Genomic DNA, 25,408 nt, shown 5'->3' with positions numbered 1-25,408 from the left:
ATCCGGTTCCGGCAATCCGCCGGAAGGGTCACACCCGCTCGGAGGACTGACGCGCCCTGGGGTCGGTGCCGTGCCGCGACGGAGTGCGGCGGTACTGCACGATGCGGCGCCCGATGCCGAAGGCCAGCAGCCCGAGGACGGCGGCGTAGAGGATGTAGTCGAGCCAGCCCGCGTAGGCCTCGACCTTCTCGTACTGCGTGCCGAGGGCCATGCCGGCACCGATCAGGATCGCGTTCCAGATACCGGTGCCCAGCAGCGTCCACCCGGTGAACTTCCACAGCGACATGCCGGCGGCACCCGCCGGCAGCGAGATCAGGCTGCGCACCCCGGGCACGAACCGGCCGGTGAAGACGGCCACCGAGTCGTACTTGTTGAACCACTCGGCCGAGGCGTACACGTCACCCGGGTCGACCAGCGGGATCCTGGCCGCGAGCCGGGCCGCACGCTCCAGGCCGATCTTCGCGCCGAGCCAGTAGAGCACCAGCGAGCCGAGCACCGACCCGGCCGTGGCGAGTGTGAAGACGGCCACCAGGTTCAGCCCGCCGACCTGCACCTGGTAACCGGCCAGCGGCAGCACGATCTCGCTGGGGATCGGCGGGAACACCACCTCGAGGAAGCTGAGCGCGCCGACTCCGATCGCCCCCAGCTCGGCGGTCATGTCCAGCACCCAGCCGGTCAGACCCCCCATCTCCGAGGTGTGGGCCTCGGCCTCGGAGGAGTCGCGGCTGGACGCCAGAAGCGCCGGCGGCAGGGCTGTCGTCGGTGTCAGAGCGAGGGCAGTCACACCTTCTCGACGGCGCCGGGCGGCCGGAGAGTTCCCGATCCGTGGATTTCGTTACCGGGGTCACCCCGACGGGCCTCAGAAGGTGACAGGAGTGATCAGGCGTTCACGAGTCGTCGTTGTTCCACTCCAGCTCGCCCTGCACCACATTGATCGTCGGGTGCAGGCCGATGGCCCGGGCGACCGCCTTCGACGCCTTGTGCCGCGGGTGGATGTGAGCCGTGAACCGCTGCACCCCATTGCCCATCAGCCAGATCACCATCTCCCCGGCCGCCTCCCGGGCGAACCCGTGCCCCTGCGCCTCGAACGCCAGCACCCAGGCCAGGTCACCCTGCATCGCCCCGCCCCGGCCGCGCGTCACGGTGGCCTGCACCGTGCCCACGACCCGGCCCGTGCGGTGCCGGATCATCCAGTTCAGCCAGCCCTGCGAGCCGTCCGGCGAGTGCCCCTCGGCCTGCCGGCGGAACTGCGCGCGCAGCTCGTCGAGCGACGCCGGCGCTCCCCCGGTGAAGGCGTGGATGCGCTCGTCGCTCAGCCACGGGTACGCCTCCTCGGCGTGATCCACCCGCACCGGCTCCAGATCCAGGCGCGGCGACTTGAGAAACGTCGCGACCGGCCACGTGACCTGCATCCCCATGTACGCCTCCCCCAGACGTCGAACCTCTGCACCACTGTGCCCGAGGTCGCCCCCGGCCGCAGCGCACGTCACCGGTGCGGCCGAACGGCACACGGATCGCCCTCATCGGTCTCCGGCGCCGGTGAACCGTGTGCCGCGAGCTCGAGGGCTGGATCGGGCGGGCCCGCCGGGCCGGGCTCGACGACGAGGACATCGAGGCCCTGTTCCAGGCCGGTTCCACTCCTCCGCGCAGGAGGGCGTCGTGTGAACGCGCTTCCTTCGCCCGGCCTGCCCGATGCCCGGGTGGTGACGAACCGCGCGACGAGGGGCGGTCGCCGTCGAGGCCTGCTTCGACAGGGTGGCCTCCACCGGTCACCACCCGCTCATCCGCTGTCACCCCGGCAGTCGGTTCTGGACGCTGCCGTGGCGCGAGACCGGCCTCGCCATCTGGAGGATCAGGCAGGACCCTCTAGGGTTCGGGCATGGCAGAAGGATTCTGGGCAACCGTGGCACGCGTGCTCGGTCTGGGGCAGAAGCCTCGGGCCGGGCAGACGCGGACGCCGGAGAAGATCAAGACCCGTACGCGGAACCCGGGCACGGCCCGGCCCGGCCGTGGGCCGAGCGCTCCCAGGCCGGCCGCCCCCAAGCCGGCCGCCCCGAAACCCGCGCCCCCGCAGCCGCGTCCGTCCGCGCGTCCTCAAACCACCGCGGCCGGGCGTGCTTACGCGGGCGACTTCACCGGCCGCGCGAAACTGGCCTACGCCCCGAAGGACGACGGTGAGCCCGACCCCGGTGAAGTGGTCTGGGCCTGGGTGCCGTTCGAGGAAGACCACTCGCAGGGCAAGGACCGCCCGGTGCTGGTGATCGCCCGCCACGGCGGCCAACTGCTCGGCCTCATGCTGACCAGCAAGGACCACGACCGTGACGCGGCGGCCGAAGCCCGTCACGGCCGGATCTGGATGGACGTCGGGACCGGGGCCTGGGACCGCCAGAACCGGCCCAGCGAGGTGCGTCTCGACCGGGTGCTGCAGCTCGACCCGACCGCGGTGCGTCGCGAGGGCGCGGCGCTCGGCAAACCGCTGTACGACGAGATCGCCGCCGCTGTGCGCAAGGTCAAGGCCTGGTGATCACGGTCGGGTAGGCACGACCTTCCAGGCCAGCACCCCGGCCAGCACCAGCAGCACGGCCGCGATCCACGAGGTGGCCTGCATCGCCTCGGCGAACGCGTGCCGCGCCGCCACGAGCACCTCACCGTCTCCCACCACGGCACTGGCCCGGGCCAGGGAATCCGTGACCGCCTGCGCGGCGGCGTCCGGAAGCCCGGCCAGGCTGGGGAGATGGTTGCGGTACATCACGCCCTGCAGGCTGCCGAGCACGGCGATCCCCACGGCAACGCCCAGCTCGTAGGACATCTCGGAGATCGCCGAGGCCGATCCGGCCCGCTCGTGCGGCACCGAGCTGAGCACCGCGTCGGTGGCGGCGGCGAACACGATGCCCACTCCCAGGCCGATGATCACCAGGCCGAATGCCAGACCGGTGTATCCCTCGGCAGTCTCGAAGATCGCCAGCACGCCGAACCCGACCGCCGTGACCAGCAGCGAGATCCCGAGCGTGCGCCCCACCCCGAGCCGTGAGATCAGCGGCACGGCGAGCACGGCCACCACGATCGAGGCCACCGTCATCGGCATCTCGCGCAGACCGGCCTGGAACGGCGAGTACCCGTGCACCAGCTGCAGGTACTGCGAGAAGAAGTACAGCAGACCGCTGAAGGCGAAGATCGCGATGAACGAGGCCAGCACGGTTCCCGCGAAAGCCGGTCGCCTGAACAGGGTCACGTCGACCAGCGGATCCTTCAGCCGGCGCTGACGCTGCACGAAGATCACGCCGAGAGCCGCTCCGGCCAGGGCCGAACCGAGCCCGAACCCGTCGAGCCCCTCGTGCGCGGTGTGTTTCACGGCCCAGACCAGCGGCACGATCGAGATCACCGACAGCACGGCGCTGAGCAGGTCGAACCGCCCGGGCCGCGGGTTCTTCGACTCGGGCACGAGCCACCACACCGTGAGCACCATCAGGGCCATGATCGGCAGATTGACGACGAACACCGAACCCCACCAGAAGTGCTCCAGCAGAAGACCTCCCACCAGGGGGCCGAGCGCGGCGCCGCCGGCACCACCGGTCGACCAGATCGCCACCGCACGGGTGCGCTGACGGGCGTCCGGAAAGAGGTTGCGCACGATCGACAGCGTCGAGGGCATCAGCGTCGCGCCGGCGACACCGAGCAGGGCACGGGCCGCGATCAGCCAGCCGGCTCCCGGCGCGAAGGCCGCCACCAGCGAGGCCAGCCCGAACGCGGTGCCGCCGATGAGCAGCAGACGCCGCCGCCCGATGCGGTCGGCCAGCGTGCCCATGCTGATCAGCAGACCGGCCAGCGCGAACGAGTAGATGTCGCCGATCCACAGCACCTGCGTGGCGGACGCGTCGAGATCGGCGGTGAGCGAGGGCACGGCGAGCGCGAGCACGGTGCCGTCGACCGCGAGCAGTGTGACGGCGAGCGTGAGGGGCACGAGGGCCGCCCATTCGCGGGCCCCGGCGAGCCTGACCGGCCCCGGCGGCATGACGGTAGTACTCATACTCTCAAGCTACAGACCATATGGTCGGCTAAGCAATCCAATTGGTCGGCTATTAGGCTGTGGGGGTCGTCACGGGTTTCATGGGCGGCCAATGGTGGACGACGCGGTCGCCCCGAGCGGGTCCGTCCGGCTGGCCGGCGGGTCGGCATCTACGAGGAGGTCAGGTTGGCGGAACGCGAGCGCGATCCGGCGAGGACGCGACGCACGGTGCTGGACGCCGCGGCCCGGCTGGTGGCGTCGAAGGGGGCCGGGGTCAGCATCGACGCGATCGCGCGCGAGGCCGGGGTGTCGAAAGGCGGTGTGCTGCATCACTTCCAGTCCCGTGACGGGCTCATCCTGGCGGTGGCCGAGGACCTGCTCGAGCAGTTCCACCAGGCGGTGCAGGCGGCGGTCGAGCCCACCGACCGGGCCGAGGGACGGCTGCTGCGCGGCTACGTGCGGGCGTCGTTCAACGAGGTCTTCGAGGAGGCGTCCCCCGCCGAGCAGGTGGCCCTGGTGGCCGCCGTGGTGAAGGTGCCGGGCGTGGCCGAGGTCATGCGCAAGGACAAGACCCGCTGGCAGGCCTATTTCGCCGACGACGGCCTCGACCCACAGCGAGTGACCCTCATCCTGCGGGCCACTGACGGCGCCGCCATCGCCGGGCTCTACGAGGGCGGCCACACCCACACCGAACTCGCCCAGACCCGAGACCTGCTGCTGGCCCTCACCCGCGAGACCGGCCCGATGCACTGACCCCGCGACCCGCCACCCGCCACTCGCGACCGGCCACCCGCGACCGGCGACCCGCACCGCACCGCACCGCACCGCACCGCACCGCACCGCACCGCACCGCACACGATCCGGCCCCCACACGACCCCGCACCACACGACCCCGCACCACACGACCCCGCACCACACGACCCCGCACCACACGACCCCGCACCACACGACCCCGCACCCCACGACCCGGCGCCCCACACGATCACCTTGCACGACCCGAACCGCGCACGACCCGGCGCCCCTAGCCCTCCCACCACGGCACGCCCCACCACCGCACGCCCCACCACCGCACGGCCCACCACCGCACGGCCCACCACAGCACGGCCCACCACAGCACGGCCCACCACGGCACGGCCCACCACGGCACGGCCCACCACGGCACGGCCCACCACGGCACGGCCCACCACGGCACGGCCCACCACGGCGAGACGTCGCTGCTTTCGATTATCGATAATCGAAAGCAGCGACGTCCGCCGTCCCGAGCACATGCGCTCAAACCGAGTGCTGAGCGGCCGGGAGCATCCTCCGGGACCACCCCCTGGGCCGCTGCCCGGAACCACCCCCTCAGCCAGCCTCTCAGCCGCCCCCTCAACTGCCCCCTGAACCGTCCCCTGAACCGCCCGCCGAGCCATCCTCTGAACCGCCCCTTAGCTGCCCGGAACTGCCCTCGACCCCTCCCTGAGCCGCCGCCCGGAACCCGCCCCTGAGTCGCCGCCCGGGCCCGCCCCTCAGAAGTACAGTGAACGCCGTGATCTCCCGCGACGATGTCCTCACCGCCGGCACCCGCATCGCCCGCCACGTGCGCCGCACCCCGCTACTGCAGGCTGACGGGCTCTGGTTCAAGTGCGAGTTCCTGCAGAGGACCGGCGTTTTCAAGGCCCGGGGCGCGTTCAACCGGCAGCTCGCGGCACGCGAGCGGGGCGAGCTCGACGCCGGGGCGGGCGTGGTCACGGCGTCGGGCGGCAACGCCGGGCTGGCCCACGCCCACGCGGCCTCGGTGCTGGGGGTGCGGGCCACGGTGTTCGTGCCGCAGACCGCTCCCGCGGTGAAGGTGGCGCGACTGCGGGCCTACGGGGCCGAGGTGGTGCAGGTGGGCTCCGAGTACGCCGAGGCCTACGCGGCCGCGATCGAGCACGTGGCCGACACCGGCGCCCTGTTCTGCCACGCCTACGACCAGCCGGAGATCGCCGCCGGGGCAGGCACGGTCGCGGAGGAGATCCTCGACGACGCCGAGGTCGACACCCTCGTGGTCGCGGTCGGCGGCGGCGGGCTGTTCGCCGGGATCGCCGCATCCGCACAGGGCCGGGCCCGGGTGGTTGCGGTCGAGCCGGAGAACTGCCCCACCCTGCGGTCCGCACTGGACCACGGCGGGCCGGCCGACATCTCGGTGTCCGGCGTCGCCGCCGACTCGCTCGGCGCCCGCCGCATCGGCGACATCGGCTGGGACCTGGCCCGGCGCACGGAGCCGACCTCGGTGCTGGTCACCGACGAGGCGATCGTCGAGGCGCGCACCAAATTGTGGGCGGACTACCGCATTCCGGCCGAGCACGGCGCGGCGGCGGCGTACGCGGCCCTCACCTCCGGGGCCTACGTGCCGGCCGAGGGTGAGCGCGTCGCGGTGATCATCTGCGGCGCCAACACCGACGCCTCCACACTGGGCTGACTCAAGACCTGGCCCGCAGGCGTAAGACCACGGGCTGATCCGCGATCGCCCCACAGGCTGACGACACCCGGCTCGATCCGTCCGATCATGGTGAAATGAACCTGATCGAGAGCGCTTTGGCAGCCTGCGCGGTGCTCTGCCTGCTGGCCGCCCTGGCGCCCACCCCGGTGCGCGGGCGCGCCACGGTGACCACCACGTCCCTCTTTCTGGTCGTGGGCGCAGCGATCCTGGCGCAGCAGGGGCTGCGCTGGCAGCTCGTCGGGGTGCTGGTGGCCGGGCTGTCCGGCGCGGCTCTGGCGGGGTTCCGGGTGCGCACCGCCCGGCCCCGCAGCCGTCCCGGCGGCGTGGTCTTCGGGGCCGCGCTCACCCTGGCGTTCGTCAGCCTGCTCACCGGCGCCGCCGCGATCTGGGGATTCCGCCCGCTCGACCTGCCCGATCCGGGTGGCGACCACCCCGTCGGCACCCGAACCGCCTACTGGACAGACGCGTCCCGTGGTGAACCCGCCACCACCGACCCGCTCGACCACCGGCTCGTGGTCGCGCAGATCTGGTACCCCACCGACAGCCGCGGTGCGCCCGCGCCCTACCTCGGCCCACACCCGCAGACCACCCAGAAGGGGCTGGCCAACCTGCTCGGGGTGCCCGCCTTCCTGCTCGGCGAGGCGGCGAGGGGCCACGGCCACTCCACCCAGAACGCCGCCCTCACCACCGGCGGGGGCAAGCTCCCGATCGTGCTCTTCTCCCCCGGGCTGATCGGTGTGCGCTTCCAGAACACCGCCTGGGCCGAATATCTCGCGGCCCGCGGGTATCTGGTGGTGGCGCTCGATCATCCCTACGACTCGGCGGTCACGGTCGACGAGCAGGGGCGTCCACTGTGGTCGAAGGTCGGCGGCACGGGCAGCGACTCGTCCGACAACCGGGAGGCCGACCGTCTCACCGCGGTACGGGCCGACGACCTGAGTTTCGCCCTGACCCAGATCGAGGCGTCCCCGGAGTTCGGGAGCCGGATCGACACCGGCCGGGTGGCCGTCGCCGGGCACTCGGCCGGTGGTGCGGCCGCCCTGCTGGCCGCCGGCCGAGACGACCGGTTCCGGGCGGCCATCGACATCGACGGCAAGCCGCGCGACGGCGCCCGCCCCGATCAGCCGGTGCTCGCGCTGGTGGCCGGCGACGGCACGGGCAACGAGGACAACGACACCCGGTACGCGGCGGCGCTCGACTCCGCGCTGGCCGGGAACCCGAACAGCCGGCAGGTCACCGTGGCCGACACCAAGCACCTGAGTCTCACCGACGCCCCGTTCCTGCTGCCCCGCGTGCCGGTGCTGTTCGGGTCGGCGTCCCGCGAGAAGGCCTACGCCGCCGTCACCGGCGCGACGCAGGCCTTCCTGCTGGCCACCTTCAGGAACGAACCGGCTGATCTGACGAGCTACGGGACGGTGAAGAGCTCCTGACCCGCTGACGCACCACCGATCCGGAGGGGGTCTGCCGATGCGAACGCGACCACCGCGTCACCCATTCGGCGTTCTTGAAGCCCATCATCGGCTTCTCGACCAGGTTCCAGGAGAGCGCGGCCACGCCCGCCGCCAGAGCGACCGTGAGCAGGATGAAGGGCACGTGCGTGTACTGCGCCACGCCGAACCCGACCAGCAGCTGGGCGATCGGCCAGTGCCACACGTACATGCCGTACGACAGGTCCCACCGCGGTTCCCACGCCGGCAGCCGCACCACCGCGTAGAGCACCAGGTAGGCGAATGCCGGAGCCCCGGCGACGTGCCAGTTGTCGAGCAGGAAGAGACTGGCGACCACCACGGCGAGGCTGCCGAGGGCCAGGTACTTGCTGATCGGGATGCCGTCGGCGAACAGCCGGCCGGCCGCACCGAGCAGGAACACCAGGGCGAAACGCAGCATGTACGAAGAGCCCAGCGGATTGATGCCGGCCTCGGTCGCGACCGTGAGCCACCAGAGTGCGGCGATCAGGGCGAGAACCGTCCAGGGCCGACGACGCAGCACCCCGACGACCCCGAGCGCCGCCACCATCAGGTAGCAGAGGGCCTCGTAGAACAGCGTCCACAGCGACCCGTTGATCACCTCGGGATTGCCGCCCGCACCGGGCAGCCCCTGAATGCCGAACTGGCGCATCAGCAGGGCCGCATTGTTGATCAAGTAGCCGAACGACGAGTCGGTACCACTGAACACCGATGTCGCACTGCGCCCGGCCAGCACCGCCATCAGCGGGGCCACCACGAACGCGCCGGCCACCATCACCGTCCAGAACCCCGGCAGGATCCGCAACGCCCGGTGCCACAGGTAGCGCGGCAGCGAGTCGAGGCGCAGAAGGCTTCGGGTGACGAGGAATCCGCTGATCACGAAGAACGCGTCGACGAACAGCGAGCCGAGATCGGTGTGCCGGACGCCGGGCTGGTGCCCGAAGCCGAGAAACATGGAGTGCACCACGGCGACACCGGTCGCCAGGCCGAGCCGGATCAGGTTGAGGGAGTTGCGGCGGGGGTCGAACTCCGTAGCCAGGGTGGCTGTGCTGGTCACTGCCGTTTTTCGGCGCGCGAGGGTGATCAAGGGGTCCTCGTTCCGTCGTCTTCTGGAGGGGTCAGATCGACTTGGCGAGCGGGTCTGTGGTCACGGTCTGATCGGACTCCCGAACTCTAACCTCACGTAAGGGGAGAGGTAGCTGAGAGGCACCGCCAGTTCTCAGATTGCCTTCCTGCGGAGTAACCCCTTCTCTCGCGCAGTAATGACTTTCGAAAACCCTCGATCGGTTTACGGGGATAACGACCGGCCAGCCGTGACACAGAGCAACGTCAGGAGGGGCGCAAAATGAAGGACGCGGGTGGTCCCGTCACCGGGACCACCCGCGCCTCGTGCGTTGTGGACGCTTTCGCGCCTACACCGTCAGCCCGCTCGGCGCCGGGTCGAGGCCCGCCAGCTGCCGGGCCTCGGCGAGGATCGAGCGCACATGCTCGCGGCGCCCCTCGGTGACCGGGGTCATCGGCTCACTCAGCGCATCGCTGGTGATGACGCCCTGCTCGACCAGCGCCGACTTCAGCGCGCCGATCGCCGTGCTGTTGGGACCCCGCTCGACCTCGGTGGGCACGTAGATCTGCACCAGGATGTTGAGCACCCGCAGAATGCCGGACAGTTCGGCCCGCCGGCCCCCGGCGTGGGCGGCCATCGCCGCGACGAAGTGGTCGGCCGCGACGTTCGACAGACCCGTGACCGCACCGTTCGCCCCGATGTCGAGAGCACAGTCGAGCAGCGTGTCGGAGCCGGTGAAGATGAGTTTCTTGTCCACGTTCGGCACGTCGACGGTGACGCGGCGCAGGTTGGTCAGGTCGAGCGAACTGTCTTTGATGCCGACGATCAGGTCTTCGGCCATCAGCTCGATCATGTTGTGGGCCGTGAGGGCGTAACCGGTGTTGCTGGGCATGTTGTAGGCGAGAACCGGCACCGGAGAATGCTTTGCGACCAGCTCGAAGTGCCGCAGGATCTCCGGCTCACTGACGTTGGCGTAGAACGGCCCGGTGACGACGATGCCGTCGACCCGGTCGGACACCAGGCGGTCGATCCCCTCGAGCACGCGCGGAGTGGTGGGCTCCACGATGCCGACCAGGAGCGGCTCGTCGTTCTTCTCGGCGGCCAGGGTCTCGACGACCGTGGCCGACTCGCCCGGGGTGAGGTAGTGGCCCTCACCCATCGTGCCGAGCGCGAAGATGCCGCTCACTCCCTGTTTCAGCAGGTGGGTGCGCAGGTTTCGAAGCGAGTCGAGGTCAAGACGCCGATCGGGCGTCAGGGGTGTGCAGATCGGCGGGATGACCCCACCGATCGCACCGAAGAGGGCCGATGTGTCGCTACTGTCCGCCACCATGATCGTCGAATCCGATCTTCTGTTGTCGCGTGTGCATTTGTCCGAGGGCGCAAGGCATCTCAGAAGCGCCCTCGCTGTACTGATCGCGCACCAAGGACGTCTTGCTTCAATGCATCGGCACGCGGGCGTGGAAAGCCCAGAACATCGACAGTGATTTCACGCCACAGCAATACGTGACGCCGGGCCCCCGACGTGAGCGGCGGCCGGGCCTGGCGGATCTCGCCCGGCCTAGCAAAACTTTCCGTTCACGTCGCGCCATGTTAACCCGTTCGGCGGCCCCGCGACGACACAATCCGGCATCTACGCCCGATCATGCTGCCCTGCTGCCACTTTCGGAATACTCAACTCCGCGTTTCCGGTCTCGCGGGGAAGCGCCGGGGTGATCACGGCCGCGAGCGCGGCGAAGGCGATCATCCACCAGAACGCCTGCCGGTAGGCCGAGACCGGTTCAGCCCCCGAAGACATCACACTCTGCAACACCACACCGGCGACCGCGGTGCCGAGTACCCCGCCGACCTACTGGGCCGAGCGGGTGATCATCGCGGAGCGGGCGACGGCCCGTCCGCGCAGCCCGGGGTACGCCACCGACATCACCGGGACCAGCACCGCCCCGGCCCCAGACCCCGCAGCAGGAGCACGATTTCCAGCCACATCCGGGACGTCCCGGCATCCGCGAGGGCGGAGGGAACCGTGGTGACGGCGATCGGCGCGAGGCCCACCCGCGCCACGACCCGCGGACCGGCCGTGTCCCGCAGCCGCCCGGCCCCCGGCCTGCTCAGCGACGATCCCACCCCCTGCGGAACCAGCAGCAGGACGGTGTCGAGCACCCTCCCGCCGCGCCGGTTCCGCCCCTGGAGAGGGAGCAGGAGCCTGGCCCCGCAGATACAGAACCCGGTCAGGAACAGCAGAATTGAGGACGACGCCACGCCCCTTCCGCCCGGCAGGCGCACGTCGATCAGCGCGTTCGGCACGCGCACCGCCCGCACGGTGAACGAGACAGGCCCCGATCGACAGGACGAGCCCTGATCGACAGGTTGACGAGGAACAGCCGGCGCCGTTCGCCCCGGCCGAGGATCAACCCACCGAGCACCGGCACCTCCGGCCGGACCGACAGCACCTGGCGGATCTCACCGCGCGCGACATGGCGGCAGCACGGTGGCCCGAGACGAGGCGCGGACCGTCCCACATGTCCCGTCACATGTCCCGTCACGCGCCCCGCCACACACCCCACCACACGCCCCACCACACGCCCCACCACACGCCCCACCACACGTCCCACCACACGTCCCGCACGTCCCGCTACACGCCCCTGAACTCGTCTTGAACCGGACAGTAAGCTGAGCGCAACCGTGATCAGGCGGCCAAAGTCGACCGCAAGGGAAGCCATCGATGGCCCTCGTCGCCGGCGTGGACTCGTCCACCCAGTCCTGCAAGATCGTGATCCGAGACGCCGACACCGGGGAGCTCGTGCGCTCCGGCCGGGCGAAGCATCCGGACGGCACCGAGGTTCACCCCGACCGCTGGTGGGAGGCACTGCAGAGCGCGGCGGACGACGCCGGTGGCCTGCACGACGTCGCCGCCCTCTCGGTGGGCGGGCAGCAGCACGGCATGATCGCCCTCGACGAGAACGGCGAGGTGGTGCGCGACGCCCTGCTGTGGAACGACACCCGTTCCGCCGGCGCCGCGACCGATCTGATCGCCGAGCTCGACGAGCAGCAGTGGGCCGACGCGATCGGCTCGGTCCCGGTCGCCAGCCTCACCGTGAGCAAGCTGCGCTGGCTGCGCGACGCCGAGCCGGAGAACGCGAAGCGCACGCACGCGGTGGCCCTCCCCCACGACTGGCTGACCTGGAAGCTGGCCGGGGGCGGCTGGGAGAACCTGGTCACCGACCGCTCGGACGCGTCCGGCACCGGTTACTGGTCACCGGCGCAGGAGGCCTACCGGGAGGACCTGCTCGAGCGGGCGCTCGGCCGCGGTGCCGTGCTGCCGCGGGTGCTCGGACCGGCGGAACGGGCAGGAACGGGCACGGCCGGGTTGTTCGCGGGCAACGCCCCGGCTCTCGGCCCGGGGGCGGGCGACAACGCGGCCGCCGCTCTTGCCCTGGCGCTCCAGCCGGGTGACGTGGCGGTGTCGATCGGCACGTCCGGCGTGGTCTCGGCGATCGCCGGGGAACCCACCGCCGACGGCTCCGGCCTGGTCACCGGCTTCGCCGACGCGACCGGCCGCTACCTGCCCCTGGCCTGCACCCTCAACGCCGCGCGGGTGCTCGACTGGGCGGCGAACCTGCTCGGCGTCGACCACCAGGGCCTGGCCGACCTCGCCCTGCAGGCCCCCTTGGGCGCCGAAGGCCTGGTGCTGGTGCCCTATTTCGAGGGCGAGCGCACGCCCAACCGTCCGCGGGCCACGGCCTCGCTGCACGGGATGCGCCTGTCGAACACCACTCCGGCGCACATCGCCCGGGCCGCGGTCGAGGCGCTGCTGTGCTCGCTGGCCGACGGCATCGACGCGGTGCGGGCGGCGGGAGTGCCGGTGTCCCGGGCGTTCCTGATCGGCGGGGCGGCCCAGTCGCAGGCCGTGCAGCAGCTGGCGCCCGGCATCCTCGGGCTCGACGTGCTGGTGCCGACGCCGGGTGAGTACGTGGCCGACGGGGCGGCGCGGCAGGCGGCCTGGGTGCTGTCGGGTTCGGCCGAGCAGCCGAACTGGTCGGCCTCGGGCGAGCCGACGGTGCTGAGCGCGAAGGAGCTCACCCCGCAGGTGCGCGAGCAGTACGCCGCGGTGCGGGACCTCACCGCCTGAGCGGGGAGCGCAGAGGTACCCGCCATACCGAATCGGTATAGCGGGTACCTCTGCTCCCGGGCTCGATGTGGGACGCGTGGGGCCCCGGAGCGCCCACCTCTCGTGGGCGCCCGGGAACTCAGGCGCTCTTGTTCAGGATCGTCAGGAACTCCCGCGCCCCGACCTCGTGGATCAGCGCCAGCTGGGCCGTGTAGACCTCGGCGAAGCGCGGGTCGTCGGCCAGGTCACCGAACCAGCGGGTGGAGCGGGCCAGGGCCAGCGGGTCGTCCGTCTGGCGGGACGCCCGGGAGAGCACCTCGTCCTTCTCCACGTCGACCACGGTGATCGGCGCCCCCTGCTCGTCGACCGCCTCGGCGTAGCGCGCCCAGGTCACCGCGATCGCGATCGCCCGGGTGCTGACCAGCCCGGCCGCCAGGTTGTGACGGATCACCGGCACCACGAACTTCGGGATGCGGTCGGACCCGTACGAGCCCAGCCGGGCCAGCGTGTCCCGCACCTGGGGGTTGGCGAACCGCTCGATCAGGGTGTCGCAGTACTCGTCCACGTCGATGCCCTCGACCGGCGCCAGCGTCAGCCGGGCCTCGTGGTTCCAGTAGTCGCGCAGGAACTGCACGAACAGCGGGTCGGCGGCCGTCTCGTGGGCGTACGTGTACCCGACCAGGTGCCCGGCGTAGGCGATGGCCTGGTGCCCGGCGTTGAGCAGGCGCAGCTTCATCAGCTCGTAGGGCTCTACGTCGTCGACCAGCTGCACGCCGACGTCCTCGAAGGGCGGGCGCCCTGAGCCGAACGAGTCCTGCAGCACCCACTGCGTGAAGGGTTCACAGGCGACCGGCCAGGCGTCGTCGATGCCGAACGAGGCCACCGCCTCCAGCACGTCCGGCGTGGTGACGGGCGTGATCCGGTCGACCATGGCGTTCGGGAACGGCACCTCGTGGCGGATGTGCTCGGCCAGCGCCGGCGAGACCAGCCCCGCGAACGAGGCGATCGCCGAGCGCGCCACCTCGCCGTTGCTCTGGATGTTGTCGCACGACATCACCGTGAACGGGGCGATGCCGCGTTCCTGCCGCAGCCGCAGGGCCTCCGCGACGTAGCCGTACATCGTCACCGGCGGCTTCCCGGACGCGAACCCGGCCACCTCGTCCACGATCACCGGGTTGCTCACGTCGAACTCACCGGTGGTGTTGTCGATGTTGTAGCCCCCCTCGGTCACCGTCAGCGACACGATGCGGGTGGTGGGCGCGGTGAGCACGTCGAGCACCCGCTGCGGGTCGTCGGGGGCGTAGGCGTAGCCCACGATCGAGCCGATCACCCGGGCGTCGAGGTTGCCGTGCCCGTCCTTGACCAGCAGCGTGTAGAGGTGGTCCTGCTTCGCCAGGGCCTCACCCATGGCCCGGTCGGAGGGCATCACCCCCACCCCGAACACACCCCAGTCGAGCGCCTTGCCCTCGTTCATCAGGGTGTCGAGGTACATCGCCTGGTGCGCGCGGTGGAACCCCCGACACCGAAATGCACGATGCCCACGGAGACTTGGGATCGATCGTACCCCGGCCGCGCCACCCGCGCGTCGAGGTCGGGCAGCGTCTTGGCAGTCAGCGGCGTTGCTTTCACCCCAGAAACGATAGGACGCCCCGGGGCACCGATCACAGGTCCCCGGGCGAAGCGGTCACACAGGAGGCGCAAACGGTCAGACAGTCCCCGTTCCCCCGTAACCCTCCCGGACCAGCGGACTCGTCGGTACTGTGTCGAACGGGTGTCGGCAGTTGGTGAGTGAGAGGCTTCAGGCGGATGACGGTGGATCGGTCGGTGTTCCAGGCGCTGGAAACCGCGGCGGCGAACATGGCACCCACCGATCCCACGGGGGTTCCGCTCCGCGTGCACCTGGCCGGGCTGTACCTGTCCGCCGGCGACGCCGCCCTCGCGCTGCAGCACGCCACCGCCGCCCTCGCGGCCTCCCCGCACGACACCACGGCCCTGTCCGTGGCGGCCGCCTCCGCCTCCGCGGCGGGCAACGAGCAGCTGGCCGAGGGCTACCGGGCCGTGCACGCGGCGCTCCTCAGCGGCGGGACGGCCCCGGCCGAGGCCAAGACGCCCGGCAGCCCCGAACCGGCGGCCCCGGCGCCCACGGCGTCCCCGGCACCCGCACCGGTCCTCGACCCGGTCGTCCCACCCGCCGGCTGGGACTCCAGCGACCCCAACCTGGTCACGCTGGCCGACGTCGCCGGCATGACCGACGTCAAGCAGCGCCTGCACCGCTCCCTGCTCGGGCCGATGCAGAACCCGCAGCTGCGTGAGGCGTTCGGCAAGCAGCTGCGCGGCGGCCTGATGCTCTGGGGCCCGCCCGGCACCGGCAAGACCTTCATCGCGCGCGCCCTGTCCGGTGAGCTCGGCGCCAAGTTCTTCTCCGCCACCCCGGCCGACATCTACGGCAGCTACTTCGGCCAGAGCGAGCAGAACATCGCCCGCCTGTTCATCGAGGCCCGCCAGGAGACCCCCGGCGTGGTGTTCCTCGACGAGCTCGACGCCATCGGCGGCCGCCGTTCACGCCGCAACACCGACCAGGCCCGCGCCGTGGTCAACCAGCTGCTGGTCGAGCTCGACGGCATGGAGAGCAACGACGGCGTCTACGTTCTCGCCGCCACCAACGCGCCCTGGGACGTCGACGAGGCCCTGCGCCGCCCGGGCCGCTTCGACCGCACCGTGCTGGTGCTGCCGCCCGACGCCCCGGCCCGCGAAGCCCTGCTGCGCCTGCAGTTCGAGGGCCGCCCGATCGCTCCCGACGTCGATCAGGCAGCCGTGGACTCCCTGGTCCGCGGCACCGAGATGTTCTCCGGCGCCGACCTGGTGCGCCTGGTCGAGGCCGCCACCGAGCGCGCCCTCGAGCGGTCGATGCAGGTCGGCCTGGTCAGCCCGGTCACCGACGCCGACCTGCGGGCCGCGCTGCGCGACACCCCGCCCAGCACCCGCGCCTGGCTGTCCACGGCCGCCACCTACCTGGCGCACGCCGGCGCCGGTGAGGACTTCGACGAGCTGCGCGGCTACCTGCGCACCCACAAGATCGGCTGACGTGACCGCCCCCAGCCCCGTCTGGGCGATGAACTCCTGGTGCGACGGCACCTACCTCGGCACCTACCTGATCTCCACCACCTCCGGCTGGGAACGCTGGTACGACGCCCAGGGCGCGGTCGACGTGAACCGCATCGCCCTCGCCCTCGACGCCGCCCCCGAGGCACTGCACCGTCTGAGCGACATTCCCCAGCACCTGCGCGGCCTCTCGCTGGCCGGACTGCCCGCCACCGACGACGACGTGCGCTTCATCGCCCGCCGCTGCCGCGAGCTGCGCTGGCTCGACCTGCGCGGCACCCTGGTCACCGCCGAGGGCCTGGCCGCGGTGGCGAAGATCCGCAGCCTGCGGCACATCGGCGTCGATCCGCAGCTGCTGCTCTCTCGCAACCCCAACCAGCGGCCGCAGCTCGTCGCCGGGTCGCAGGCCCTGGTCCCGGTCGCGACCGGCCTGCCCGAGCTCGACCTCACCGCCCTGCACGAGACCGTGCGCAAGGCCGTGAAGGAACACCCGGACACCACCGCCTCCGGCCCGGACGAGGCCGTCGCCCGGGCCCGTGTCCTGCTCGACGCCGACCAGGCCGGCGCCGGGCTGGCGTGCGTGGCGCCGTTTCTCGCGAGCGGCGAACCGGCCGTGCTGATCGTGGCCGCCCGCTGCCTGCTCAAGCAGAACCTCCCGCTGCAGGCCCTGGCCGCGCTCGCCCCCGGCCCGCCCACCGGCGCCGTTCTCGCCTGGCGCGCGGTCGTTCTCACCACCATCCACCCGCCCGAAGCGGCGCGGGTGGCGAAGTCGGCGCTGCGTGAGACGTTCGAGAACCAGGTCGCCGAATGGGCTCTCGTCACCTCGTACCTGAACCGCGGTCAGCTGCCCCTGGCCCAGGAGGCGCTGGACCTGCTGCGCTCGCGCACCTACGACGAGATCGACGAGGCCAAGCTCTCGGCCCGGCTCGCCCGCGCCCGCAAGCAGTACCAGGAGGAGGCCGCCGCCTGGCAGCGCCTGCTCGCCGTGGTGCCCGACGACGCCGACGCCCTGGCCGGTCTGGCCCGCGCGCAGCGCTCGGCCCGCCCCTGGTCGTTCGGCTGGATGCGCACCCTGAACCGCGCCGCCCTGGCCGACATCGGCAAGTACGGCCGCCCGATGATGGGAACCCTTCGCGGGCACCGGCTCTCGATCTCGTTCGTGCTGACCGTGCTGTCCTGGCCGGTGTTCGTGATCGCGTTCGCCACCGGCGGGGTGTTCGAGCGGCACGTGTGGGGCGCCTCGATCGCTTTCGCCCTGCTGGTGGGCAATCTCGTCACCTGGGCCATCTGGTTCCGCACGCCCCGCGACGTGCGCCGGGTGATCCGCAACTCCGACCGGCTGACCCGCGACCGGCACGGGCCGAGCCGGCGCTGGCTCCTGGGCTGCGTCGTGGTGGGCGCCGCGGCCCTGTTCCTGATCCCGGCCAACAACCCACCCGAACGCTACGAACGGGTTCCCGAGCCCGGCTTCACCTTCAGCCCACCGACCGTGCCGACCCTGAATCCCGACGTCTTCAAGAGTTTTCAGGACGACCTGGACAGCATGGACGATCTGCTCGAGCAGCTCGACCTACCCACCGAAACGCCCTAGCACCTCGTCCACGTCCTGGTCGGTCAGCGGGGTGAAGTCCTCGTACCACTCCCCCACCGACCCGAACTCGTCCGGCTCGTGCACGTAAACCATCGCGTCCGCGTCCCCCGTCAGTGCCGCGTGAGCCCGCCGCGAACACACCGGCGCGGCCATCACCAGGTACGACGGCTCATGGTCGTGCAGCCGGCGCAGCGCCGCCCGGGCCGTGATCCCGGTGGCGAGGCCGTCGTCCACCACCACCACGACGCGTCCCCGCGCGTCCGGCGCCGGCCGCCCCCGCCGGAACCGCCGGATCCTCTCCCGCTCGAGCTCGACCGCGTCGCTCAGGTCGTGTTCGCTCAGGTCGTGTTCGCTCAGCCCGAGCGCGCGGAGTTCGGCCCCGTCGAACACCGGCGGCCCGTCGTCGGCGACCGCTCCGATGCCGTGACCCGGGCGCCCCGGAGCCGTGATCCGGCGAGCCACCACCAGGTCGAGGTCGGCGTCGAGCGCGGCCGCCACGTGCGTGGCCACCGGCACCCCACCGTGCGGAAGAGCCAGCACGAGAGGGCGCTTTGCGGACAGATGCGGCGACCGGGCGTGCGGGTCGTGGCCGTCGGAGGACTCGCCGGGAGCGTCGGGCACCAGGAACCCGAGCCGGTTCACCAGGTGCTCGCCCAGCTGGTAGCCCCCGTGGTCGCGGTCGCGGAACACGAGGTGTTCGGTGATCACGTCAACAGCCTGGCACTGCCGGGACTCCGGCACATCCACCCGTCAGGCGACTTGTGCCCCGCGGGTGAACGACGAGACTGGAAGCCATGTCCCTGACCGAGAAGGAACTGGACGAGGTCGTCGACGAGCTGCGCACCGACTTTCCCGGGGTCGACCGGGACGTCCTCGACCACAACGTGCACGCCGCCGCCTCGCGGTCCCCCCACGACACCAAGAACCAGATCGAGCAGGCGGTGCGCATGCGTCTGCATCTACGCCATCAGGGTGACCACTGACACCGGCATGATGGCGGTATGACGATCACCTGGCGCCGCGTCCGTCCGGATGATTTCCCGCTGATCCGCGGGTGGCTCACCGAGCCCCAGGTGCGCCGCTGGTGGAACCACGAGACCACTCCGGAGGCCGTGGAACGTGACTTCGGGGCCTCCGCCCGCGATGAGGAACCGAACCAGGACTGGCTGGCCCTGCTCGACGGTACGCCCTTCGGGCTGGTGCAGCGCTCGGTCTTCGACGACTACCCGGAGTACCGCGACCCGCTCTCGCTGATCGTCGAGGTGCCGCCCGGGGCCATGAGTCTCGACTACTTCGTGGCCGATCCGGGCCAGCGCGGGCAGGGCCTGGGAGCGCGGATGATCGTGTCGATGCTGGAGAAGACCTGGGCCGAGCACCCGCTCGCACCGTGCGTGATCGTTCCGGTGGCCGCGGGCAACCGGCGTTCGTGGCGGGCGCTCGAGAAGGCGGGCCTGCGTCGCGTCGCGGAGGGCGACCTGGAGCCCGACAACCCGATCGACCCACCGTTGCACGTCGTCTACCGGATCGACCGCGGAGAAACGGACGCGTGACCGGACGACGGGTCCGGGTTCCCGCCGCTTCCGTGCCCGGTTTCGACGGCGAGGGCTAGACCTCAGCCACCACCGCGTCGAACGCCGCGACCGCCGCCCCCCGGGCGCCGGCCATGTCCAGGTCGGGCACCAGCTCGAACGAGGCCACGGCCTTCTGCTCCACCCGCAGGTCGGTGTACTCCCGCACCTGGTTGAGGAACCACTGCCGGAACGACGGCGCGGCCTCGACCACTCCCCCGCCGATGAAGTACACGTCCGGGTCGGTGAAGTTCGCGGCGATCGTGAAGAGCTTGCCGACGGCCCGCGCCTGCTGCCCGAAAACGGCCAGGGCCAGCGGGTCTTCCTTCTCGCCGTAGCCCCGCAGCAGCTTGGCCGCGCGCTCGATCGGCTCGTCGTTCAGCGGGTGCTCGGGGAAGCGGGTGAGCCAGAACGGCAGCAGGTTCTTCTTGATCCCGGTCAGCGACGCGAAACTCTCCACGTCCCCCTCGAAACCGCAGTTGCAGCGCGGCACCGGCTGGCCGTCCTCGAGGATGTCCTGCACCGGGATCTGCACGTGCCCGAGTTCACCGGCCATCCCGGCGGCGCCCTTCACCACGCGCCCGTCGTCGACGACCCCGCCGCCGAAGCCGGTGCCGACGATGCCGGCCACCGACGATCGGCGCATCGCCTCGTCCGGGCCGAAGTGCCGGTGGTGGGCGTAGAGCGCCGCGGCGTTGGCGTCGTTGTTGTAGACGACCGGCAGGCCCAGACGCCGCTCCAGCGCGGCCCGGATGTCGAACCCGTGCCAGCTCACGGCCGAGAAGTTGGTCGAGCCCTTGCTCGAGATCACGCCCTCCGCGGTGGCCGGGCCGGGCGTGTCCAGCCCGACCGCCCGCACCAGCGTGAGCGGCGTGTTGGTGATGCGAATGATGTTCTCGAACGAGTCGGCCAGGGCCTCGACGGCCAGCTCGGGCCCGTCGAGCACCCGGCTCGGTATCTCGACCAGCTGGTCGACCAGGAACGACCCGGTCGCGTCCAGCACGGTCGCGTTGTCGGTCGTGCCCCCGTTGTCGAGCCCGACGACGACCCACGAGGCCGGTGTGCGAATGCCCTCCGTCTGCGTCACGAACCCGAGCCTAGGGGGCCACGCGCTTGTGAACAGGGGCTTTCGCCTCGGGCGTGTTGCCGACCTTCATCCCCCGGAACGACGACCGGGACGACGGCACCGGCACCCCCGACGACACTGCGATGATCTCCGCCGCGATCGCCACCGCGGTCTCCTCGGGCGTGCGGTCACCCAGGTCCAGGCCGATCGGCGAGCTCAGCCGTTCCAGCTCTCTCTCGCCCACCCCGGCCTCACGCAGACGACGCAACCGGTCGTCGTGCGTGCGCCGGCTGCCCATCGCCCCCACGTAGGCGGCCCGCGTGCGCAGGGCCCGCTGCAGCACCGGGACGTCGAACTTGGGGTCGTGGGTGAGCACGCAGATCACCGTGCGCTCGTCGACGGTGGTTTCGTCGAGGTACTGGTGCGGCCACTTCACCACCAGGTCGTCGGCGTCCGGAAAACGCTTGCGGGTGGCGAAGGTCGCGCGGGCGTCGCAGACCGTGACGTGGTAGCCGAGGAACTTGCCGATGCGGGCCACGGCGGCGGCGAAGTCGATGGCGCCGAAGACCAGCATGCGCGGCGGCGGGGCGAACGACTGCACGAAAACCATGACGTCGTCGAGGCGTTGCTCGCCGTCGGCGCCCAGATGCACCACGCCGGTGGCGCCGTGGGCCAGCATGCCCCGCGCGCGCTGGGCGACGGCGACATCGAGCCCCTCGGAGCCCAGCGACCCCTGCACCTCGGATCCGCGCACCGTCAGACACCCCGACGCCCCGCTGAGACCCCAGGCCACCGCGACCGGCCGCCCCTGGGCAACGTCTTCGCAGACCTCCGAAGAATAGGCCGAAAACCCCGGCTGCACGAAGATCTCGACGATGCCGCCACAGGTCAGCCCGATCGAGAAGGCGTCGTCGTCCGACACCCCGTAGGTCTGCAGCACCGGCTCACCGGTGGCCAGCGACTGTGTGGCCAGCTCGAAGACCGCGCCCTCGACACAACCGCCGGAGACGCTGCCGAGCACCTCGCCGTTCTCGGCGACGGCCATGGTCGCCCCGGGGCGGCGCGGCGCCGATCGCCAGGTGCGCACGACGGTGGCCGTCGCGTACCTCGTTCCGGCGGCCTGCCAGGCGGCGAGACCCTCAACGATGTCGCGCACGCGCGCCTCCTCGAAAACCCAAGCAGCATGCGCAGTGCCGCAGAACCCTGTCAAGCTTAACCATTTGCTTAATCCGTCGTTGACAGCTCCGCAACCCGGGGCGATCAATGGGGACATGCAGGTACCCGGTCAGTTCGAGTACGAGCGCGCCACCAGCGTCGAGCATGCCATCGGGCTGCTCGACCGGCTCGGCGACACGGCCCGCCTGGTCGCCGGCGGGCACAGCCTGCTGCCGATGATGAAGCTGCGCCTGGCCAACTTCGACTACCTCATCGACATCAACGACCTGCACGCCGAGCTGGGCCACATCACCGTCGAGCCCGGCCGGATCCGGATCGGCGCGATGACCCGGCACCGCGAGCTGCTCGAATCTCCCGACCTGAGGCAGCATTTCCCGATCTTCGCGGACGCCGAGCGGGTCATCGCCGATCCGGTGGTGCGCAACCGCGGCACCCTCGGCGGCTCGCTCTGCCAGGCCGACCCGTCCGAAGACCTGTCCGCCGTCTGCACCACGCTGGGTGCGAGCTGCGTGATCCGGGGCCTCGACGGCGAGCGGGTCGTGCCGATGGAGGACTTCCACCGCGGTCCGTACGAGACCGCCGTCGGCGACGCGGAAATGCTCACCGAGGTTCACTTTCCGCTGCGTCCGGGCGGTTCGAGCGCCTACGAGAAGGTCGAGCGGCGGGCGGGCGACTGGGCGGTGGTGTCGGCGGGTGCCGCCGTCTGGCTGCAGAACGGGGTGATGACGGACGCGCGGGTCGGGCTGGCCGCGGTCGGTCCCGACACGGCCGGGTTGCCGGAGATCTCGCAGGCCCTGCGCGGCCGGGAACCGTCGGAAGCCCTGTACGAGGAAGCCGGTGACATCGCCGCCCGCAGCTGCGACCCGGCCACCGACACCCGCGGATCCGCCGACTACAAGCGTCATCTGGCGAAGGAACTCACCCGGCGCACACTGCGAAAGGCCGTGCGGAGACTCGAGGGGCGCGCATGAAGGTCACGATGACCGTCAACGGCGAAGAGGTCACCGCCGAGATCGAGGGCCGGCTGCTGCTCGTGCACTTCCTGCGCGACCAGCTGGGCCTGACCGGCACGCACTGGGGCTGCGACACCAGCAACTGCGGCACCTGCGTGGTCTGGCTCGACCGCGAGCCGGTGAAGTCGTGCACCGTGCTCGCCGCCATGGCCGGCGGGCACGACGTGCGCACGGTCGAGGGGCTGGAGCAGGGCGGTGAGCTCGACCCGGTGCAGAAGGGTTTCATCGCCTGCCACGGTCTGCAGTGCGGCTTCTGCACGCCGGGCATGATGATGACGGCCCGGGCGCTGCTCGACAAGAACCCGGATCCCTCGGAAGGTGAGATCCGCGAGGCCATCTCGGGTCAGATCTGCCGGTGCACGGGCTACGCCACCATCGTGCGCTCGATCCGGTGGGCGGCTTCGGCATCATGACCACACTTCAGCGGGAGGACAACGACCAGCACCCGGTCGGCCACGGCCGCATGCTCCGCAAGGAAGACCCCCGGTTCGTGCGGGGCCGCGGCCGTTACTGCGACGACGTGCAGCTGCCGGGCATGCTGCACCTGGCCATCCTGCGCTCACCGGTCGCCCACGCCCGCATCGTCAGCATCGACACCAGCGCCGCCGAGGCCCTCCCCCGGGTGAAGGCCGTGATCACCGGTGAGGGCCTGGCCGCCCAGGGCCTGGCCTGGATGCCGACGCTGTCCAACGACGTGCAGGCCGTGCTGGCCACCGACAAGGTGCGCTTCCAGGGCCAGGAGGTGGCGTTCGTGGTGGCGGAAGACCGCTACGCCGCCCGCGACGCACTCGAGCTCATCGACGTCGAGTACGACCTGCTCGAACCGGTCGTCGACGCCCGCACCGCCCTGGCGCCCGACGCCCCGGTCATCCGCACCGACCTCGAGGGCAAGACCGACAACCACTGCTTCGACTGGGAGACGGGCGACGAGGAAGCGACCGCCGAGGTCTTCGAGCGGGCGGACGTGGTGGTCACCGAGGACATCGTCTACCCCCGCGTGCATCCGGCCCCGATGGAGACGTGCGGGGCGGTCGCCGACTACGACCGCGTCGACGGCAAGCTCACGCTCTGGTCGACCACTCAGGCCCCGCACGCCCACCGCACGCTCTACGCCCTGGTGGCCGGTCTGCCCGAGCACAAGATCCGGGTCATCTCCCCCGACATCGGCGGCGGCTTCGGCAACAAGGTCCCCATCTACCCGGGATACGTGTGCGCCATCGTGGCCTCGATCGTCACCGGCAAGCCGGTGAAGTGGATGGAAGACCGCTCGGAGAACCTGATCAGCACCGGATTCGCCCGCGACTACATCATGCGCGGCGAGATCGCGGCGACCCGCGAGGGCAAGATCCTGGCGATCCGCACCCACGTGCTGGCCGACCACGGTGCCTTCAACGGCACGGCCGCCCCGGTGAAGTACCCGGCCGGCTTCTTCGGTGTCTTCACCGGCAGCTACGACCTGGAGGCGGCCTACTGCTCGATGACGGCCGTCTACACCAACAAGGCGCCCGGCGGGGTGGCCTACGCCTGCTCGTTCCGGATCACCGAGGCGGTGTACCTCGTCGAGCGCATCGTCGACTGCCTGGCCCACGACCTGGACATGGACCCGGTCGAACTGCGCCTGAAGAACCTGCTGAAGCCCGAGCAGTTCCCCTACACCACCAGGACCGGATGGGTCTACGACTCGGGCAACTACGAGCCCACCCTGCGAGAAGCACTGCGCATCGCGGACTATCAAGCTCTCCGGGAGGAGCAGGCTCGAAAGCGCGAACGCGGCGAGCTGATGGGCATCGGCGTCTGCTTCTTCACCGAGGCCGTCGGCGCCGGTCCCCGCAAGGACATGGACATCCTCGGCCTGGGCATGGCCGACGGCTGTGAGCTGCGGGTGCACCCGACCGGCAAGGCCGTGGTGCGTCTGTCGGTGCAGAGCCAGGGACAGGGCCACGAGACCACGTTCGCGCAGATCGTGGCCGAGGAGATCGGCATCCCGCCGGCCGACATCGACGTGGTGCACGGCGACACCGACAACACCCCCTTCGGGCTCGGCACCTACGGCAGCCGGTCCACCCCGGTCTCGGGCGCCGCCGCCGCGCTGGTCGCCCGCAAGGTGCGCGACAAGGCCCGGATCATCGCCTCCGGCATGCTCGAGGTGTCGGTGGCCGACCTGGACTGGGTGAAGGGCTCGTTCCAGGTCAAGGGTGATCCCGGCAAGGCGGTGACCATCCAGGACATCGCCCTGCGGGCCCACGGCGCCGGTGATCTGCCCGACGGCATCGAGGGCGGGCTCGAGGCCCAGATCTGCTACAACCCGTCCAACCTCACGTATCCGCACGGCGCCTACATCTGCGTGGTCGACATCGATCCCGGCACGGCGGCGGTGAAGGTGCGCCGGTTCGTCGCGGTCGACGACTGCGGCACCCGCATCAACCCGATGATCATCGAGGGGCAGGTGCACGGCGGGCTCACCGACGGCGTGGGCATGGCCCTGATGGAGATGATCTCCTTCGACGAGGACGGCAACTGCCTGGGCGGCTCCCTGATGGACTACCTGATCCCGACCGCCCTCGAGGTGCCGGACTGGGAGACGGGTTTCACCGTCACGCCGTCGCCGCACCACCCGATCGGGGCGAAGGGCGTGGGCGAGTCGGCGACCGTGGGGTCACCCCCGGCGATCGTGAACGCGGTGGTGGACGCGCTGAAACCGTTCGGGGTGCGGCACGCCGACATGCCGCTCACCCCGTCGCGGGTCTGGGAGACCATGCGCGGCAACCACACTCCGCCGGTGTAGGGC

The 25,408-nt window shown here is 71.1% G+C and carries 23 protein-coding genes and 1 pseudogene; 12 read left to right on the top strand and 12 right to left on the bottom strand.

Annotated features, from left to right (window positions below):
• Positions 1-28: 28 nt before the first annotated feature.
• Both J2S57_RS18525 and J2S57_RS18520 read right to left on the bottom strand, forming a co-directional pair.
• Positions 29-784, bottom strand: coding sequence for a DedA family protein (locus J2S57_RS18525; protein ID WP_307244626.1), 756 nt, complete (start codon positions 782-784; stop codon positions 29-31).
• 103 nt (positions 785-887) lie between these two features.
• The gene (locus tag J2S57_RS18520; protein WP_307244625.1) at positions 888-1,418 is read right to left on the bottom strand and encodes a GNAT family N-acetyltransferase; all 531 of its coding nucleotides are present in this window, start codon (positions 1,416-1,418) and stop codon (positions 888-890) included.
• 461 nt (positions 1,419-1,879) lie between these two features.
• Between J2S57_RS18520 and J2S57_RS18515 the strand changes: the two genes are divergently transcribed.
• On the top strand, positions 1,880-2,524 hold the full coding sequence (locus tag J2S57_RS18515) for a type II toxin-antitoxin system PemK/MazF family toxin (protein WP_307244623.1): 645 nt from the start codon (positions 1,880-1,882) through the stop codon (positions 2,522-2,524).
• Here the strand turns inward: J2S57_RS18515 and J2S57_RS18510 are convergent, their stop codons facing one another.
• Positions 2,525-4,027 (bottom strand): MFS transporter, encoded by a 1,503-nt coding sequence (locus J2S57_RS18510; RefSeq protein ID WP_307244620.1) that lies wholly within the window; start codon positions 4,025-4,027, stop codon positions 2,525-2,527.
• Positions 4,028-4,192: 165 nt separating this feature from the next.
• On the opposite strand from J2S57_RS18510, the gene J2S57_RS18505 reads away from it, so the two are divergent.
• On the top strand, positions 4,193-4,759 hold the full coding sequence (locus J2S57_RS18505) for a TetR/AcrR family transcriptional regulator (protein WP_307244618.1): 567 nt from the start codon (positions 4,193-4,195) through the stop codon (positions 4,757-4,759).
• Between the two features lie 268 nt (positions 4,760-5,027).
• Here the strand turns inward: J2S57_RS18505 and J2S57_RS18500 are convergent, their stop codons facing one another.
• The gene (locus J2S57_RS18500; protein ID WP_307244616.1) at positions 5,028-5,198 is read right to left on the bottom strand and encodes a hypothetical protein; all 171 of its coding nucleotides are present in this window, start codon (positions 5,196-5,198) and stop codon (positions 5,028-5,030) included.
• Positions 5,199-5,534: 336 nt separating this feature from the next.
• Here J2S57_RS18500 and J2S57_RS18495 point away from each other — a divergent pair, with 336 nt between their 5' ends.
• Together J2S57_RS18495 and J2S57_RS18490 are read left to right on the top strand one after the other, a co-directional pair.
• Complete coding sequence (locus tag J2S57_RS18495; protein WP_307244614.1) at positions 5,535-6,449, top strand: threonine/serine dehydratase; 915 nt, start codon at positions 5,535-5,537, stop codon at positions 6,447-6,449.
• A gap of 95 nt (positions 6,450-6,544) precedes the next feature.
• On the top strand, positions 6,545-7,900 hold the full coding sequence (locus tag J2S57_RS18490) for an alpha/beta hydrolase (protein ID WP_307244611.1): 1,356 nt from the start codon (positions 6,545-6,547) through the stop codon (positions 7,898-7,900).
• Here J2S57_RS18490 and J2S57_RS18485 read toward each other — a convergent pair.
• From J2S57_RS18485 to J2S57_RS18470, 4 genes are all read right to left on the bottom strand, one after another.
• Positions 7,848-8,993, bottom strand: coding sequence for an acyltransferase family protein (locus J2S57_RS18485; RefSeq protein ID WP_307244610.1), 1,146 nt, complete (start codon positions 8,991-8,993; stop codon positions 7,848-7,850). The genes J2S57_RS18490 and J2S57_RS18485 overlap by 53 nt on opposite strands.
• Before the next feature lie 355 nt (positions 8,994-9,348).
• Positions 9,349-10,329 (bottom strand): dihydrodipicolinate synthase family protein, encoded by a 981-nt coding sequence (locus J2S57_RS18480; protein ID WP_307244608.1) that lies wholly within the window; start codon positions 10,327-10,329, stop codon positions 9,349-9,351.
• A 300-nt stretch (positions 10,330-10,629) separates the two neighbouring features.
• Entirely contained in the window at positions 10,630-10,812 is a 183-nt protein-coding gene (locus J2S57_RS18475) for a hypothetical protein (protein WP_307244606.1), read from the bottom strand.
• A 107-nt stretch (positions 10,813-10,919) separates the two neighbouring features.
• Positions 10,920-11,306, bottom strand: coding sequence for an MFS transporter (locus J2S57_RS18470; RefSeq protein ID WP_307244604.1), 387 nt, complete (start codon positions 11,304-11,306; stop codon positions 10,920-10,922).
• Positions 11,307-11,718: 412 nt separating this feature from the next.
• Here J2S57_RS18470 and xylB point away from each other — a divergent pair, with 412 nt between their 5' ends.
• Positions 11,719-13,125, top strand: coding sequence for a xylulokinase (gene xylB / locus J2S57_RS18465; RefSeq protein ID WP_307244602.1), 1,407 nt, complete (start codon positions 11,719-11,721; stop codon positions 13,123-13,125).
• A gap of 118 nt (positions 13,126-13,243) precedes the next feature.
• Here xylB and J2S57_RS18460 read toward each other — a convergent pair.
• Positions 13,244-14,733, bottom strand: a pseudogene (locus J2S57_RS18460) (mannitol dehydrogenase family protein).
• Positions 14,734-14,910: 177 nt separating this feature from the next.
• Here J2S57_RS18460 and J2S57_RS18455 point away from each other — a divergent pair.
• Positions 14,911-16,188, top strand: a complete 1,278-nt coding sequence (locus J2S57_RS18455; RefSeq protein ID WP_307244599.1) for an ATP-binding protein — start codon at positions 14,911-14,913, stop codon at positions 16,186-16,188.
• A 1-nt stretch (position 16,189) separates the two neighbouring features.
• Positions 16,190-17,797 (top strand): tetratricopeptide repeat protein, encoded by a 1,608-nt coding sequence (locus tag J2S57_RS18450; protein ID WP_307244597.1) that lies wholly within the window; start codon positions 16,190-16,192, stop codon positions 17,795-17,797.
• Here the strand turns inward: J2S57_RS18450 and J2S57_RS18445 are convergent.
• Positions 17,777-18,505: a phosphoribosyltransferase family protein gene (locus J2S57_RS18445; protein WP_307244594.1), complete on the bottom strand. Its 729-nt coding sequence runs from the start codon at positions 18,503-18,505 to the stop codon at positions 17,777-17,779. The genes J2S57_RS18450 and J2S57_RS18445 overlap by 21 nt on opposite strands.
• An 86-nt stretch (positions 18,506-18,591) precedes the next feature.
• Between J2S57_RS18445 and J2S57_RS18440 the strand changes: the two genes are divergently transcribed.
• Together J2S57_RS18440 and J2S57_RS18435 are read left to right on the top strand one after the other, a co-directional pair.
• Entirely contained in the window at positions 18,592-18,780 is a 189-nt protein-coding gene (locus tag J2S57_RS18440) for a hypothetical protein (protein WP_307244592.1), read from the top strand.
• Positions 18,781-18,798: 18 nt separating this feature from the next.
• Positions 18,799-19,347 carry a GNAT family N-acetyltransferase gene (locus J2S57_RS18435; RefSeq protein ID WP_307244590.1) on the top strand — a complete coding sequence of 183 codons (549 nt, stop codon included), beginning with the start codon at positions 18,799-18,801 and terminating at the stop codon, positions 19,345-19,347.
• 55 nt (positions 19,348-19,402) lie between these two features.
• Here the strand turns inward: J2S57_RS18435 and J2S57_RS18430 are convergent, their stop codons facing one another.
• Together J2S57_RS18430 and J2S57_RS18425 are read right to left on the bottom strand one after the other, a co-directional pair.
• On the bottom strand, positions 19,403-20,452 hold the full coding sequence (locus tag J2S57_RS18430; protein WP_307244588.1) for an ROK family protein: 1,050 nt from the start codon (positions 20,450-20,452) through the stop codon (positions 19,403-19,405).
• A 10-nt stretch (positions 20,453-20,462) separates the two neighbouring features.
• Positions 20,463-21,587, bottom strand: a complete 1,125-nt coding sequence (locus J2S57_RS18425; RefSeq protein ID WP_307244586.1) for an XdhC family protein — start codon at positions 21,585-21,587, stop codon at positions 20,463-20,465.
• A gap of 115 nt (positions 21,588-21,702) precedes the next feature.
• Between J2S57_RS18425 and J2S57_RS18420 the strand changes: the two genes are divergently transcribed.
• The 3 genes from J2S57_RS18420 to J2S57_RS18410 are packed head-to-tail and all read left to right on the top strand — an operon-like array spanning position 21,703 to position 25,405.
• Positions 21,703-22,578, top strand: coding sequence for an FAD binding domain-containing protein (locus J2S57_RS18420; RefSeq protein ID WP_307244584.1), 876 nt, complete (start codon positions 21,703-21,705; stop codon positions 22,576-22,578).
• Positions 22,575-23,033 (top strand): (2Fe-2S)-binding protein, encoded by a 459-nt coding sequence (locus J2S57_RS18415; protein ID WP_307244582.1) that lies wholly within the window; start codon positions 22,575-22,577, stop codon positions 23,031-23,033. The genes J2S57_RS18420 and J2S57_RS18415 overlap by 4 nt, the downstream gene beginning before the upstream one ends.
• Complete coding sequence (locus tag J2S57_RS18410) at positions 23,030-25,405, top strand: aerobic carbon-monoxide dehydrogenase large subunit (RefSeq protein ID WP_307244580.1); 2,376 nt, start codon at positions 23,030-23,032, stop codon at positions 25,403-25,405. Before J2S57_RS18415 ends, J2S57_RS18410 begins: the two co-directional genes overlap by 4 nt.
• The last annotated feature ends 3 nt before the right edge of the window (positions 25,406-25,408 follow it).

Source organism: Kineosporia succinea, assembly GCF_030811555.1.
In the GTDB taxonomy this organism is placed as follows: domain Bacteria; phylum Actinomycetota; class Actinomycetes; order Actinomycetales; family Kineosporiaceae; genus Kineosporia; species Kineosporia succinea.
This window is presented reverse-complemented; position numbering and strand designations above follow the sequence as displayed.

Bases quoted from the DNA above. Each gene is read 5' to 3' on its own strand.
- J2S57_RS18455 (WP_307244599.1), top strand. From the start codon at position 14,911: ATGACGGTGGATCGGTCGGTGTTCCAGGCGCTGGAAACCGCGGCGGCG.
- J2S57_RS18490 (WP_307244611.1), top strand. From the start codon at position 6,545: ATGAACCTGATCGAGAGCGCTTTGGCAGCCTGCGCGGTGCTCTGCCTG.
- xylB (WP_307244602.1), top strand. From the start codon at position 11,719: ATGGCCCTCGTCGCCGGCGTGGACTCGTCCACCCAGTCCTGCAAGATC.
- J2S57_RS18515 (WP_307244623.1), top strand. From the start codon at position 1,880: ATGGCAGAAGGATTCTGGGCAACCGTGGCACGCGTGCTCGGTCTGGGG.
- J2S57_RS18440 (WP_307244592.1), top strand. From the start codon at position 18,592: ATGTCCCTGACCGAGAAGGAACTGGACGAGGTCGTCGACGAGCTGCGC.
- J2S57_RS18510 (WP_307244620.1), bottom strand. From the start codon at position 4,027: ATGAGTACTACCGTCATGCCGCCGGGGCCGGTCAGGCTCGCCGGGGCC.
- J2S57_RS18480 (WP_307244608.1), bottom strand. From the start codon at position 10,329: ATGGTGGCGGACAGTAGCGACACATCGGCCCTCTTCGGTGCGATCGGT.
- J2S57_RS18520 (WP_307244625.1), bottom strand. From the start codon at position 1,418: ATGGGGATGCAGGTCACGTGGCCGGTCGCGACGTTTCTCAAGTCGCCG.
- J2S57_RS18410 (WP_307244580.1), top strand. From the start codon at position 23,030: ATGACCACACTTCAGCGGGAGGACAACGACCAGCACCCGGTCGGCCAC.
- J2S57_RS18420 (WP_307244584.1), top strand. From the start codon at position 21,703: ATGCAGGTACCCGGTCAGTTCGAGTACGAGCGCGCCACCAGCGTCGAG.
- J2S57_RS18435 (WP_307244590.1), top strand. From the start codon at position 18,799: ATGACGATCACCTGGCGCCGCGTCCGTCCGGATGATTTCCCGCTGATC.
- J2S57_RS18415 (WP_307244582.1), top strand. From the start codon at position 22,575: ATGAAGGTCACGATGACCGTCAACGGCGAAGAGGTCACCGCCGAGATC.